Genomic DNA, 14,663 nt, shown 5'->3' with positions numbered 1-14,663 from the left:
ACGTGGATTTCTTTTAATGATCGATTAAAGGGAAAAAACGGTGAAAGGATTCAAATTGACTTTATTAGAAAAAATTTTGTCTCCCCAGGATTTAATCGGCCTGTCTGATGCTGAGCTTTTAAATCTGGCCGGGGAGCTACGGAGTCGGATTTTAGAAACGGTATCAAAAAATGGTGGTCATCTGGCTTCCAATCTGGGTATCGTGGAAACTACATTGGCCATTCATCGGGTTTTTAATAACCCGGAGGATCAAATTGTATTTGATGTGGGGCACCAGTGTTATAGCCACAAATTGTTAACCGGTCGACAGCAGGCGTTTAGCAGTTTACGGCAATGGAATGGGATTTCTGGTTTTACCAATCGCAAGGAGAGTGACAAAGACGCTTTTGGCGCTGGTCACAGTGGCACCTCGATTTCAGCTGCGCTCGGTCTGGCGATGGCCAATCAGTTGGATGGCAAGGAGAATTATGTTGTTGCGGTTGTCGGAGATGGCTCATTTACCAATGGAATGATCTATGAAGCCTTGAATAACTGTAATAAAAAAAATCTGCGACTGATTATTATTCTCAATGATAATGAGATGTCAATTTCAGAAAATGTCGGTGGACTTTCAAATTATTTATCAAAAATTAGAAACAGTCAGAATTATTTCAATTTAAAACACCAAACCCAGTCGTTGTTACACAAGATTCCAACCATTGGAGATGGTTTGATAGAAGGCACCCGCAAACTAAAAAAACACATAAAAAAACGGGTGGTGGCCGAGAACTTTTTTGAACATCTGGGCCTGGATTATTTGGGGCCGGTTGATGGCTGTGATCTGAAAAAATTGGAATCGGTATTGAGCGAAGCCAAAAGTAAAACCAACTGTTGCCTGGTTCACGTTCATACCGTTAAAGGAAAGGGGTATGTTCACGCCGAGGAACATCCGGAAATGTATCATTCATCAGGGCCCTTCGACCAGATTAAGGGGCTTGAGAAAAAAGCTTCGGAGAACAGCTTTTCGGCAGAGTTTGGAAAAATAATGGTGGCTGCGGCTAACATAGACGATTCCATTTGTGCGATTACGGCAGCGATGACCGGGGGCACCGGTCTGGATCCGTTTCGCCTCGCCCATCCCCAGCGTTTTTACGATGTTGGGATTGCCGAGGAACACGCGGTTACCTTTGCGGCCGGTCTTTCAGCCAACGGGAAAAAGCCAGTTTGTGCCATTTATTCGACCTTTGTCCAACGCGTCTATGATCAACTGATTCATGATGCGGCCATTCAGAAATTGCCGCTGATAATGGCTCTGGATCGCTGCGGACTGGTACCCGGTGACGGCATTACCCATCAGGGAATTTATGATTGTTCATACCTGTCTAGTATCCCGGGAATTGAAATCTACAGTCCGGAGACCTACGATGAAATGAAGCAGAGTTTTGCGACCTGTTTTGAAGCGCCGAAGCTGGCGATCATCCGCTATCCCAAAGGCGCCCAGCAGCAATACGATCGCAGCGGTTTTAATCTTTGCGGCGAGTTTTGTTATCAGGACTTTGATGACACAGGGCGCAACCAGGGAGATCCGGAAATTGTGATGGTCACCTATGGCCGTATCACAAAAAATGTCTATGAAGCAGTCCAATTATTAAAAGCGAACCACCGGATTCGCCTAATCAAACTAATTCAGGTTTATCCGCTAAATAGTCAAAAAATCCTGTCGCTGATTGGTCAGCCGAGGCTTGTTTATGTTTTGGAAGAGGGCATCCGCAGCGGCGGAATCGGCGAAAAGCTGGCTGCGGCCTTCGCCCAGCACGATGGAAATAAACCCGAAAAGATCCGAATCCGGGCGATTGAAGACCCCCTAATGGAACAGGGCGATCTGGCGGCGTTAGATGGCTATTGCGGATTTTTGCCATCGCAGATTGCTGCGGAAATAAAAGAAATAGTGCAAACAAAATAAAAACGGCGTAAGCCGTTTTTATTTTACAGTGATTTGTGGGACAGTGCCAGAATTATTATCAGAGCAGCAAAAACTATTTATAGACAGTAATCGACATCGTTTTAAAGACTGCATAAAGCTCACAGCCTTTGCTGATTTTCATGTTTTCCAGCGATTTTTTGGTAATCAGGGACATGATTGGAATCCCGATGTCTAAAATAACCTTGATGCCATCAGCATTATCAATCAGATCGATTACCTGTCCTTTAAAAATATTTCGGGCGCTGCTGGTAAATGGTTCAAGACTGAGAATGATGTCCTCCGGTCGGATCGAAAGCTTAACTGCTCCAGTTAAGTCGGTGTGAACATGGATATTGACCGTGTCAATTTTGACGAATTGATCATCACCTTCCATAAACACCGTGCCCTGATACTGATTGGCGGCCCCCTTTGATTTTAACAAATAATTTTCGAACTGGGATTGGGAAATACGGAGATGCTTTCCCAAGCGATGGGCATCAAGATCCCCTCGTTTGATCATCTCGTAAACCGTATTTTTGGTAATCTTTAATTTTTGGCTGATTTCTTCTGGGGTGTATAAAAGTTCGTCATTCACGATGATCGCCTCCTTGAGTTATGTATCGATTGACTAATTGTGAGTACGGAAAAACTTCTAAAATTCTGTAATTAAGCTGGATCAAGAAGTAACAAGTTCCTCACAATCCCATGATTACCTCTATTATAACCAATCCTGGGCGAATATTAAAGAATTAAAATGCTCATTTACAGTTAATTAATGAAAAAACGTGATGTAAATGTATATAAAAAATACAGAAGAATCATTTGACTCGGACACGTCTGTTTTGTATAATGTAAAACATCAAAACATAATAAAACATAACAAAAAAAGTGAAAAGGAGAAATGAGATGAAGTTGTTGAAAAGAGGTATTATCCTGGTTGTTTTCATGTCTTTGATTCTTGCCCTTGCTGGTTGCCAGCCTGCAGCCAAGGAGGAAAAGAAATCAGAACCGGTAGCACTGACTATTTCCGCTGCGGCCAGCTTAAAGGAGGCCATGACCGAAATTCAAAGTCTTTATTTAAAAGAGTCACCGGAAACGACCTTGACACTCAATTTTGGTTCGTCAGGATCGCTGGCACAGCAGATTCAGCAGGGTGCTGAAGTGGATGTTTTTATGTCAGCATCAGCAAAGGAGATGACAACATTAAAAGATGCCCAATTGATGAATGATGATACGGTCAAGAATCTATTGGGAAATGAAGTTGTATTGGTCGTACCTAAGGACTCTACCGCCACCATCACCAGTTTTGATCAACTGGTTGATCCGACGATTGCAAAAATTGGAGTTGGCGAACCAAGTAGTGTGCCTGTTGGTCAATATGCAGTTGACGTATTTAATTTTTATAATATAATGGAACAGATTCAGAGTAAAATTATTTATGGTAAGGATGTAAAAGAAGTCCTAACCTGGGTCGAAACAGCAAATGTCGATGCGGGTGTTGTCTACTCAACCGATGCGCGGGCATCGAGTAATGTCAAGGTCGTTGCCACTGCTCCGGCCGATTCCCATAAAGCGATTATTTATCCGGCTGGAGTTGTAAAAGCCAGTAAAAATAGTGATGCAGCAGCGGCATTTGTAACGTATTTAAGCAGCGATGCAGCAAAAGCAGTATTCGAGAAATACGGTTTTACAGTTTTATAAGACGAAAACGTAAGAGTCATCAGTAGTGATCATTGGCTAGCACCATAACGCAGTTTATGAAGCTGCCAGTAAGAAGTAAGGGAGAAGATAGAATGGGGTTTGATTTTTCACCAGCATGGATTTCAATCAAGGTTACCTTAACCGCAACCGCCATTGTCTTTTTTCTGGGATTGGTGATTGCCTGGCTGATGACCAATTATAATGGCCGCTGGAAAGGTCTAATTGATGGCATTTTAACCCTCCCGTTGGTTTTACCGCCAACCGTCGCCGGGTTTGGGATATTATTGTTAATTGGCAAGAATGGGCCAATTGGCAATTTCTTAGAAATATTCGGGGTCAACATTATCTTTTCCTGGTATGCGGCCGTAACTGCAGCGGTAGTTGTCGCTTTTCCATTGATGTATAAAACCACCATGGGTGCCTTTGAACAGATTGATCCCAATATACTCAGTGCCGCCAGAACACTGGGAGCCTCAGAAGTCAAGGTGTTTTGGCGGGTCGCCGTTCCGGTGGCCCGGCCAGGAATCGCTGCAGCGACCGCGCTGACCTTTGCCCGTTGTCTCGGCGAATTTGGAGCGACACTGATGGTGGCTGGTAGTATTCCTGGGAAAACAGAAACCATTCCCATTGCCATTTATTTTGCTACTCAGAGTGGCGAGATGCAGATCGCATTGATCTGGGTACTCATTATCTTTGCCATCTCTTTAACGGTGCTGGTAATCAATAATTATTGGGAGAGTCATAAAAAGAAACAGCAACGGGGTTTGGGAGGTTAATCGATGGCATTCATGATTGATATAAAAAAAAATCTATACGATTTTCAGCTGGCTGTAAAACTCCAATCTCAGGAAGAGATCATTGGTATTCTCGGTGCCTCTGGGTCTGGCAAAAGCATGCTTTTACGCTGTATCGCTGGATTGGTGAAACCGGATCAAGGCCAGATTATCATTAATGGTAAAACTTTTTTTGATTCTGAAAAAAAAATCAATATATCGATGGGAGCAAGAAAGGTAGGATTTCTCTTCCAGAATTATGCCCTCTTTCCCAACATGACGGTGGTTCAAAATATTGGCTTTGGCTTGGATCATTTGCCGAAAAATGAAAAAAAACGACGGATCGATGCGTTGATGGAGAAGTATCACTTGGGTGATATTGGCAATCGCTACCCAACGCAAATATCCGGGGGGCAGCAGCAGCGGGTGGCACTGGCCAGAGCAGTGGCAGTTGAGCCGGATATTCTTTTGCTTGATGAACCCTTTTCAGCACTCGATGTCCATCTTAGAAATCACATGATGAAGGAAATGGCCGAATCACTGAAAGAATTTACGGGATTAACACTGTTTGTCACCCACAACCGTGAGGAAGCCTACCGGTTGGCTGACCATATCGCCATCTTTAATACCGGGAAGCTGGAAGTCTTGGGACACAAAGATATGATTTTCAAGCATCCGGCTTCGTTGGAAACGGCAAAGATTACCGGCTGCAAAAATTTAGTCGAGGCCCGTCGTCACTCGGATTATCAGCTGGACATTCCCAAATGGGGAGTAACGATGCAAACCACCATGAAAATTGTAGCGGAATCCGGGTATATGGGGGTTCGGGCCAATCAGGTCAAGTTTATCAATAATCCGGAATACTCCGGGATTAATCGCTTCAAGGTGTATATCGCCGATGAGAGTGATGGCCCATTTCGAACCTCGCTTTATCTGAAAATTGGCTCCCCGGCCAAAAGCCTGGATGATTATCATCTTCAGGCGGAGATTAGCAGGGACGAGCGGGATCGTTTATTTGATCGATCGCAACCATACGAGATCGAGATCAACCCGGAATCGGTATTTTTTGTGATCGAATAAAATGAGCCGGAAACGGTCTCTTTGTGACAAAAAAGGAAATCAGCTTTTGTTGATTTCTTTTTTTGTTTGCAAAAATAAGTAATTAAAGCATTGCTTTAGAAAAACAGTGGGTATATAACAAATGTTAAAGAAGTTCGAAAGGCAGGAAAACAGAATGATGATGGAGAAACTGTCGCAGTTATTGCACGAAAATCAGGGGCGTTATGATAAAGGTTTACGGCTGCCTCAGATACCACCGATTAAATCAGTATGGGTAGTTGGTCAATCAAGCCTGGATATCAAAGCGAAAAAAAAACTGGTTCCAGCAGCGGAGCTTATTATGAACAGTGGATTTGATGAAATCATCAATGCGTATGATTATTTTCTAAATAATCCCAGTGATCCCGAGGGGGTTCATCAGGTGCGGGTGCGGATTCGCCGGTTTCGGGCTATTCTGGCTTTTTTTGCGCCGATATTCAAGGCCGAAAACTATCAACGGCAACAGGCTGCGCTCAGGCAACTGGCTGGGCAATTCGGTGACGTAAGACAACTGGATGTGTTGTTGGAAGGAATTGCCGAAATCGAAAAAGAAAGCATGCTTAAGATCAATTGTTTTGGAAAAATAAAAAGTTTCCTTCAAGAAAAGCGTGAAGCGGCCTTTGAGTATTTACTGTCAGAACTTAAAACCGATGGCTTTGCACTGGAATTACTGGACATCTGGATCTGGAAATACAATGAGCCCTGGGATGAAACGGCTCCGAATTTGTGTGATTCGATCAAAGATTATTCCGAAAAGCAGATTGCCAGCTGGCACAAAAAAATCAGGCGGAGCATGAAAACGCTGGAAATAAACGATCAGCAGGCTATTCATCGGGTGCGTATCAAAAGTAAAAAACTCCGCTATGTTATTGAACAGCTGTCTTCGATTCTTGATCAAAAAAACCGTAAATCGATGAACGCCTTTGAAAAAATGCAGGATGATCTGGGCTATTATCATGATGTCTTCGCCAACCAACGCTTGCTCGAACAGTTGGTCTCAGCTAGCGATGATAATCAACTGCATTATCAGGCGGGTATCATCATCGGCTGGCAGATGATGGCGGGTAATCGCAAGATCAAAAAGTTTAGTAAATAGGTCAGTACGGTAGTTCAGAAATAAACGTCAATATCTCAAATAAACTTTACAGTCAGCTTGTCAGCTGTAAAGATACGTGCTATACTTTTAATCAAGAAAACCCGATTAAAAGGTGGAGGCATAAAAAAGTGAAAGAGCGCTTGTTAAAAATAGAAAAACTAAAAAAAGAAAAAGATGCAGTGATTCTGGCCCATTACTATGTTAATGATGAAATCCAGGAAATTGCGGATTATATTGGTGACTCCTATTATCTCAGCAAAATTGCTGTTGAGCTGCCCCAAAAGGTGATTGTCTTCTGTGGGGTAACCTTTATGGGCGAAAGTGCAAAGATTCTAAGCCCCGAAAAAACCGTGATCATGCCGGAAGCCCTTGCGGATTGCCCCATGGCTCATATGGCATCCCTTGAAAAAATTGCTGAGGTTCGGAAAAACTATGAGGATCTGGCAGTGGTCTGCTATATCAATTCAACCGCTGAAATCAAAAAAGCGGTGGATGTATGTGTGACCTCCTCCAATGCTTTAAAAATTGTCAGAGCCCTGCCCCAGCAAAATATTTATTTTGTGCCGGATCAAAACCTCGGCCAGTACATTGCCAGCCAGGTGCCGGAAAAAAACTTCATATTCAATGATGGCTATTGTCATGTCCACGACGAAATCATGATTGACGAGGTAGAAGCGGCCAAAGCTGCCCACCCCAATGCCAAGGTGCTGGTGCATCCTGAATGCACGATGACAGTAATCGGTGCTGCCGATTATGTTGGGAGTACTGCCGGAATCATTGATTACGCCACGGCCAGCGATGCCGATGAATTCATTATCGGCACCGAAATCGGCATTTTGCACCAACTCAGAAAAAACAATCCCAACAAAAAATTCTATACCATCAATCAAAATCAGATCTGTCCGAACATGAAAAAGATCACTCTGGCGAAGGTTGCTTATGCACTGGAAAACGGCATCAACCAAATGGAAGTCGATGAGGAGACCCGAAATCGGGCCGTTCTGGCGTTGGAAAAAATGCTGGAACTGGCCAAATGAGGGAGCACCGGTAATGAACGGAAAAACAGATATTATTGTTGTAGGAACAGGCGTATCGGGTTTATTCTATGCCTTGAATATTCCCGATACCAAAAAGGTAGTGATGCTCACTAAAGCAGCTGCAGATGAAAGTGATTCTTATCTGGCCCAGGGCGGGATCTGTGTACTGCGGGATGCCGATGATTACAACAGTTTTTTTGAAGATACCATGAAAGCTGGGCACTATGAAAATGATCCGGCCTCAGTGGATGTGATGATTCGCAATTCCCCGCAAATAATCACGGATCTGATTGATCTGGGGGTTGAGTTTGAAACGAAGGATGGCGAGCTGGTTTATACCCGAGAAGGAGCCCATTCCCGGGCCCGGATTCTGTATCATGAAGATCTGACCGGTGCCGAAATTACCAGTAAATTGCTGGCTCAGGTCAAGAAGCGGCCAAATATTACCATCGTTGAAAACATGGCAATGGTGGATCTGATCTGTCAGGATAATCAGTGTTTTGGGGTGGTGGCCTGTGATCAGGATGGCAACATACAGCTGTACCGTTCGGACTACGTGGTGCTGGCTTCCGGGGGACTGGGCGGGCTGTTCCACAGTTCCACCAACTTGGCCCACCTCACCGGGGATGCCATCGCCATTGCCTTAAAACGTCAGATAACACTTGAAAATATCAGTTATATTCAAATACATCCCACCACCCTATATTCCCGAAAACCTGGTCGTCGGTTTCTGATTTCTGAATCGGTACGGGGCGAAGGAGCGGTGCTGTACAACCGTAAAATGCAGCGCTTTGTGGATGAATTGCTACCCCGGGATCTGCTCACCAAGGCGATTCATGAGCAAATGGAACAGGATGAAAGCGATTTTGTCTGGCTGTCGATGCAGGATATGGGACGGGAGGTCATTATCAATCGCTTCCCCAATATCTTTAAACATTGTCTGGAAGAAGGCTATGATATCACCCGGGAGTGTATTCCAGTTACCCCGGCCCAGCACTATTTTATGGGTGGCATCAAGGTCGACCTCAATAGTCGAACCTCCATGAACCATCTGTATGCCGTTGGTGAAATCAGCTGTAATCGCGTTCACGGCGCAAACCGGCTGGCCAGTAATTCACTGCTGGAAAGCCTGGTTTTTGCCAAACGAGCAGCTCAGGACACTACTGCCAATTATCAGGTCGCAAGCGCGGGCAATCATCCAACGATTGATCTGACGGATTATAAAAATTTAGAGCAGCTGCGCCTAGCCTATAAAACCATCATTCTGGACGAAATCGAAAGGAGTAAAGTGATTGAACGAATTGATAAAGCTTAATATGGACCCGTACCTTTTACAGGCCTTGCAGGAGGACATCCCCAGTGAGGACATCACAACAAATGCGGTCATTTCCGCCGGAATTAAAGCCCGGGTCGAACTGATTGCCAAAGAGAACGGGATCATTGCCGGTTTGGACGTTTTTCGGCGGGTATTTGAACTACTGGAGCCCAGTGCTACGATAGAAACCTTTGTCAGTGATGGGGATACCGTTACCCCTGGTGAGCTGCTGGCGATTGTTTTTGCAGAGGCCCGAACCCTCCTCTCCGGGGAGCGGACCGCGCTTAACTATCTGCAGCGGATGAGTGGTATCGCCACGCACACCCGAAAACTGGTGAGCTGTTTGACTGACACCAAGACTAGATTGCTGGACACCCGTAAAACGACCCCCAACATGCGAATTTTTGAAAAATATGCCGTAACCGTCGGGGGCGGATTGAATCACCGCAACAATCTGTCCGATGGGATATTGCTTAAAGACAATCACATCAATGCGGCCGGTGGTGTCAAAGAAGCCATTGCGGCGGCTCGGACATATGCTTCCTTTGTTCGAAAGATCGAGGTTGAAGTTGAAAATCTGGAAATGCTTCATGAAGCGTTGGAGGCCGGGGCCGATATTATCATGCTGGACAATATGGATGGAGACACCATGAAAGATGCCATTAAAATTATCGATGGTCGGGCCATCAGCGAATGCTCCGGCAATGTGACAGAAAGCCGGATAAGAGAGCTTGGGCAAATCGGAGTGGACTTTATTTCGTGCGGTGCCCTGACCCATTCCTCGCCAATTCTTGATTTATCGATGAAAAATCTGACAATACTATCAGATTCGTTGATGGCAAATAGAAATTGACGGCGACAGCATTGTTCACTATAATAAGTGAGACTACACCCGACTCGGCATAACTTAAAATCTGATTTGAATTATAACTATCAGGAGTGTAAACCATGAAAAAACAACAACGACAGGCAGACATTGTCAAGACCCTCCGGTCATCCCGGGAACCGGTTTCAGGAACCGCCCTGTCAGAAATTTTTCAGGTCAGCCGGCAAAGCATCGTTCAGGATATTGCGCTGCTCAAAGCAGCCCATTTCAATATTATTTCCACCAATAAAGGCTATATTATTGTTGATCCACCGCCCCGGGAAAAGATATTTAAGGTATCCCACAATCATGAAGAAATTGGCGACGAGCTCTACGCTATTGTTGATGCTGGTGGCTTTGTCAGAGATGTCTATATTCTGCATGACATATATGGAAAAATCCAGGTTGATTTGTTTCTGGCCACCCGGGCCGACGTGGATGCCTTTGTTGCCGGACTTAAAGAAAAAAAAACCAGCCCACTGATGAAACTTACCGACACGGTCCATTATCATACCGTTGAGGCGGTTTCTGACAGCATTCTTTCGGCAGTCGAAAAAAGTTTAACGGAAAAAGGCTATTTAATCAGCGTCGGATGATTTTAAAAATAAATATTGGGGTATGAACAGAGTAGCATACAAAAGAAGGAAGACATCAGGAGGTTTTCCTTTTTTATTTGCACCGGAAAGTTCATTTCACAAAAATGAAGCAGACTGTCAAAGAAGATAACCCAGCACCGACAATTGTTATATCATGTTGTCTGCATCAAGGCGGACATGGCGATAGCCTGTCCGAGCTTGCGGCAGACAACAGATTAACAATTGGTCGGTACGGTAGTTATTCGAGAACCTCATTCATTTAACAAAATGAATTGGGATTATTTTAATTGATATCAACGAAGGGTGGAAAAACAGTGAGTAAAATAGCGTGTCAGCTCTGTCCGCATCATTGCAGATTGGATACGGCAGAGATTGGATTTTGTCGGGCCCGGGTTAACCGGTCGGATGTAATAAGCGATTTGAATTATGGGGTAGTTACAGCCATCGCATTGGATCCTATTGAAAAGAAACCGTTGCGCCATTTTTTTCCCGGTTCCCGAATTTTGTCGGTCGGAAGTTTTGGCTGTAATTTAAGATGTCCATTTTGTCAAAATTACGAAATTTCCATGGCGGGCAGTGAAGAAGCCCATGGTCGGCGGATGACGCCTGAGGAACTGGTCGGCAATGCCCGAAGACTGGTTGGTGAGGGAAATATCGGTCTGGCCTATACCTATAATGAGCCGCTGGTGGGTTATGAATTTGTCAGAGATTGTGCCAAATTGATAAAAAAGAATGGCTTAAAAAATGTATTGGTCACCAATGGCTGTTTTTGTGAAGCGCCAGTCCGGGAAATCCTACCCGATATTGATGCGATGAACATTGATCTGAAAGCATTTAATCAAAAATTTTACAAAAAAATCAGCGGCGATCTGGAAACCGTCAAACAGACCATTCGGATTGCCAGCGAAGCGTGTCATGTGGAAGTTACGACCCTGATCGTGCCAGGAGAAAACGACAGTGAGGAAGAAATCCGGGCTTTATCACAATGGTTGGCATCAGTGGGAAAATCAATTCCTCTTCATCTGTCCCGCTTTTTTCCCAGATATGAAATGACCGATCGGAATGCCACCGATGTGGACCAGGTTTATCGACTGGCTGACATTGCCAGTGAATCCCTGAAAAATGTTTATGCAGGGAATTGTTGAGGCACATCAATGGGACACAAACGTTCAAAAAATCTAAATAATCGCCTGGCAAAACAATTAAAAGATATCGAACAACCAATCCGACCAGTCACCGTACCGGTCATCAAAACTGAAACGGAGCTTCATTCAGAAAAAGACGTGTATACCTTTTTTCTTGATCCGGTTGTTGCCACGGCCCCGCAGGTTGAGGCGGGTGAAATCCGCCGATTGGCCAGTGAAGGCTATGGGGGATGGATAGCCGAGGAGCATCAGGAGCCAGAAAGACGGGATGATCTGATGCCGGAGGGCTATTTGCTGCCAACTAAAAATCAGCCGGAACAGCTGCTCCATTTTTTTGCCATCACGGATATTCATATCACGGATGGGGAGTTTCCAGCCCACGGAATTTATTCAAAATTTGGTGGCGGCATCGTCTCAGTGTATTCTGAGATGATGCATTATACTACCCATATTTTAGATGGTGCGATTCATTCCATCAACGCCATTCATCATCACAATCCCCTGGATTTTGGTCTATCCATGGGTGATAACACCAATAACGCCATGTATAACGAATTGCGCTGGTCGATTGACATTTTTGATGGCAAAGAAATAAATTTGGATTTTGGGGTCAGTCCCAATCCCCGGGTCGGTCCCCGGAAGCCTTTTTATGACGAATTTGTGGCGGTGGGGCTGAATCCGCAGATTCCCTGGTATCAGGTTATCGGCAATCATGATCACAGCTGGCCGGATAAACCACTTTTGCCGGTATCGGATGATCCCGCCCGGCGGTTTCTGAGTCGATCAGAATGGATGAAGGAATTTTTTATAACGGAAACGAAGCCCAGCGGACACGGTTTTAGTCTGGAGAACAGTCAAAGTGGTTTTGCCTGCTATAGCTTTGAACCCCGGGCAGAAAAGCCGATCAAGGTGATTGTGCTCGATAACACCCAAAGGGATGATGATCAAAACGTTAAGGGGTATGCCCATGGTTCCCTGGATCGGGAGCGTTTTGACTGGTTGGGACAAGAGCTGGAGGCCGGGCAACAGGCCGGTCAACTGATGATAATTGCGGCGCATATTCCCATTGGGGTGAAATATCAGGAACCACTAACCAGGCCGTTTATGTCATGGAGTACTCTTTCACCAGTTTCGGAACAGGAGCTGCTTGAAAAACTTCAGTCATATTCCAATCTGATTTTGTGGGTAGCCGGACATCGTCATCGCAATACCGTAACCCCGATAAAGTCTCCGGATCCGGCCCAGCCGGAATACGGCTTCTGGGTGGTTGAAACAGCATCCCTCCGGGATTTTCCGCAAAACTTCCGAACCTTTGAAATTCTAAAAAACAGCGATGACACCCTATCCATTGTTACCAGAAATTTAAACCCGACCATCAGAGAAGGCTCCTTTGCCAGTATCGCCCGGTCTTATGCGGTGGCGGCCCAGCAGCTTTTTAATAGTCGGACCGAACTGCTCCCATCCGGCTCCTATAACGGGGAATTGCTGGTCAGGACATAAGCACAACCAACTAACGGCTAAAGCAAGGGGCGCCAGTGAAAAAAGAGCAGCAAAAAATTGAAACATCGATCAACCTGTTTGTTTCCGAACAGACACGGTATTTTTAGAGGAGAACTGACAATTCATGTGGAGGTAAAAGAGATGGAAGTAATGACGCTGATAGAGAAATTGAAAAACGGCGATGCCATGACTCAAGAAATGCGCAATGAGATTGTCGATTCATATAAATTGATGGATGTGGCTTTGGACTCAATTCTCAACGGACTGATGATCATTGACACTGAACTGCGGGTAAGGAAATTTAATCATAAAATCTGTGAGCTGTTTCAAATGGACGAAGCTGCTGTTTTAAAGCTGGACATGAATGCGGTGTTAAAAGAAATTGACGTGGTTGGTAATATTCTGATTAACAAACGAAAATTTTCGTATTCGGATATCACCCTAACAATCGGATCAAAACAAATTGACTGTTTTCTGGATATTACCCCAGTGGTTTTTAATGAGAAGGTCATGGGCGCCGTGCTGGTGATTCGGGAATCCAAACAGGTTCGCAAAGAAATTAATAAACTGGCTGGTTTTCGGGCCAACTACACCTTTGATAAGATCATTACGAAGAATAAAACGATGCTGGAGCTGATTAATACGGCCCGGCGAATTGCCAAAACAAATTGTACGGTACTGATCGAAGGTGAAAGTGGTACCGGGAAGGAGTTGTTTGCCCAGGCCATTCACAACGATAGCCAACGGCGTAATGGCCCCTTTATTGCTATTAACTGTGCCGCCATCCCCAAAGAGTTGGTGGAGAGTGAGTTTTTTGGTTATGAAACCGGCTCGTTTACCGGAGCCATCAAAGGTGGTATGCCGGGGAAATTTGAGCTGGCTAACGGTGGCACCCTGTTTCTTGATGAAATTGGTGAAATACCTCTGGAAATGCAACCCAAGTTGCTGCGGGTGCTGGATGAAAATAAGGTAATGCGAATTGGTGGCAGTTTTGCCAGGGAGTTGGATGTTCGGATTATTGCGGCTACCAATCGTAATCTGCTCAATGAGATGTCAAAATCAGCTTTTCGTCAGGATCTCTACTTTCGACTCAATGTCATCAATTTACGGCTGTTGCCGCTAAAAAGGCGGCCGGAAGATATATTGGTTCTGGGTCGATATTTTCTGGAGCAGCTCAATTGCGAAAATTGTGACATCAAAAAATACTTCAGCAAGTCATTTGAAGAAAAATTGCTGGCCAATGAATGGAAGGGTAATGTCAGAGAACTCAAAAATATTGTGGAGCGCGGCTATTATTTGTCAGCCGGCGTTTTTATTGATTGCATCGAGACACCGACAAAAGAGCAGAATAGTGTTTTGCCGATCCGTGACAGTGATGGGGAAACCTTGAGAGATTTGGAGAAAAACAGCATCGAACAGGCCCTTTTTCTCAATAAGGGCAATGCGGTAAAAGCAGCTGAAGATCTTTGCATCAGTCGGGCGACCATCTATCGGAAAATAAAAGCCTATGATATTCATGTGACCAGTTTATAGATGAATTAAAACATAAATATCAGCCCTTTGAAGAAAATTTTAAATATTTTTTCGAAGGGTCT

13 protein-coding genes are annotated in these 14,663 nt (G+C 44.7%); 12 read left to right on the top strand and 1 reads right to left on the bottom strand.

The genetic code is table 11. The features are described from left to right. Positions 1–40 precede the first annotated feature (40 nt). Entirely contained in the window at positions 41–1,942 is a 1,902-nt protein-coding gene (dxs, locus tag Q7P33_RS03015) for a 1-deoxy-D-xylulose-5-phosphate synthase (protein ID WP_303867280.1), read from the top strand. Between the two features lie 73 nt (positions 1,943–2,015). Here the strand turns inward: dxs and Q7P33_RS03010 are convergent, their stop codons facing one another. Then, positions 2,016–2,537: a helix-turn-helix domain-containing protein gene (locus Q7P33_RS03010; protein ID WP_303867279.1), complete on the bottom strand. Its 522-nt coding sequence runs from the start codon at positions 2,535–2,537 to the stop codon at positions 2,016–2,018. A gap of 311 nt (positions 2,538–2,848) precedes the next feature. Here Q7P33_RS03010 and modA point away from each other — a divergent pair, with 311 nt between their 5' ends. The 11 genes from modA to Q7P33_RS02955 all read left to right on the top strand — a co-directional run bounded on the left by modA (position 2,849) and on the right by Q7P33_RS02955 (position 14,601). Beyond that, the gene (gene modA / locus Q7P33_RS03005; RefSeq protein ID WP_303867278.1) at positions 2,849–3,643 is read left to right on the top strand and encodes a molybdate ABC transporter substrate-binding protein; all 795 of its coding nucleotides are present in this window, start codon (positions 2,849–2,851) and stop codon (positions 3,641–3,643) included. A gap of 92 nt (positions 3,644–3,735) precedes the next feature. Next, positions 3,736–4,419 carry a molybdate ABC transporter permease subunit gene (gene modB / locus Q7P33_RS03000; protein ID WP_303867277.1) on the top strand — a complete coding sequence of 228 codons (684 nt, stop codon included), beginning with the start codon at positions 3,736–3,738 and terminating at the stop codon, positions 4,417–4,419. Positions 4,420–4,422: 3 nt separating this feature from the next. Continuing rightward, positions 4,423–5,496 carry a sulfate/molybdate ABC transporter ATP-binding protein gene (locus tag Q7P33_RS02995; protein ID WP_303867275.1) on the top strand — a complete coding sequence of 358 codons (1,074 nt, stop codon included), beginning with the start codon at positions 4,423–4,425 and terminating at the stop codon, positions 5,494–5,496. A 154-nt stretch (positions 5,497–5,650) separates the two neighbouring features. Continuing rightward, positions 5,651–6,610 carry a CHAD domain-containing protein gene (locus Q7P33_RS02990; protein ID WP_303867273.1) on the top strand — a complete coding sequence of 320 codons (960 nt, stop codon included), beginning with the start codon at positions 5,651–5,653 and terminating at the stop codon, positions 6,608–6,610. A 128-nt stretch (positions 6,611–6,738) separates the two neighbouring features. Beyond that, positions 6,739–7,647: a quinolinate synthase NadA gene (nadA, locus tag Q7P33_RS02985; protein WP_303867272.1), complete on the top strand. Its 909-nt coding sequence runs from the start codon at positions 6,739–6,741 to the stop codon at positions 7,645–7,647. Positions 7,648–7,660: 13 nt separating this feature from the next. Beyond that, entirely contained in the window at positions 7,661–8,962 is a 1,302-nt protein-coding gene (locus tag Q7P33_RS02980) for an L-aspartate oxidase (protein WP_303867270.1), read from the top strand. Between the two features lies 1 nt (position 8,963). Continuing rightward, positions 8,964–9,815, top strand: a complete 852-nt coding sequence (nadC, locus tag Q7P33_RS02975; protein WP_369693280.1) for a carboxylating nicotinate-nucleotide diphosphorylase — start codon at positions 8,964–8,966, stop codon at positions 9,813–9,815. 95 nt (positions 9,816–9,910) lie between these two features. Then, positions 9,911–10,423, top strand: a complete 513-nt coding sequence (locus tag Q7P33_RS02970) for a transcription repressor NadR (RefSeq protein ID WP_303867266.1) — start codon at positions 9,911–9,913, stop codon at positions 10,421–10,423. 314 nt (positions 10,424–10,737) lie between these two features. Continuing rightward, positions 10,738–11,568 carry an AmmeMemoRadiSam system radical SAM enzyme gene (gene amrS / locus Q7P33_RS02965; protein ID WP_369693276.1) on the top strand — a complete coding sequence of 277 codons (831 nt, stop codon included), beginning with the start codon at positions 10,738–10,740 and terminating at the stop codon, positions 11,566–11,568. Positions 11,569–11,577: 9 nt separating this feature from the next. Next, on the top strand, positions 11,578–13,068 hold the full coding sequence (locus Q7P33_RS02960; protein ID WP_303867265.1) for a metallophosphoesterase: 1,491 nt from the start codon (positions 11,578–11,580) through the stop codon (positions 13,066–13,068). Positions 13,069–13,209: 141 nt separating this feature from the next. Further along, positions 13,210–14,601, top strand: coding sequence for a sigma-54-dependent Fis family transcriptional regulator (locus Q7P33_RS02955; protein ID WP_303867263.1), 1,392 nt, complete (start codon positions 13,210–13,212; stop codon positions 14,599–14,601). The last annotated feature ends 62 nt before the right edge of the window (positions 14,602–14,663 follow it).

The sequence above is a fragment of the Acetobacterium wieringae genome (assembly GCF_026646375.1).
GTDB classification, from domain to species: Bacteria; Bacillota; Clostridia; order Eubacteriales; family Eubacteriaceae; genus Acetobacterium; species Acetobacterium wieringae_A.
The sequence above is the reverse complement of the archived record's forward strand: the minus strand, read 5'-3'. Positions and strand labels throughout refer to the sequence as shown.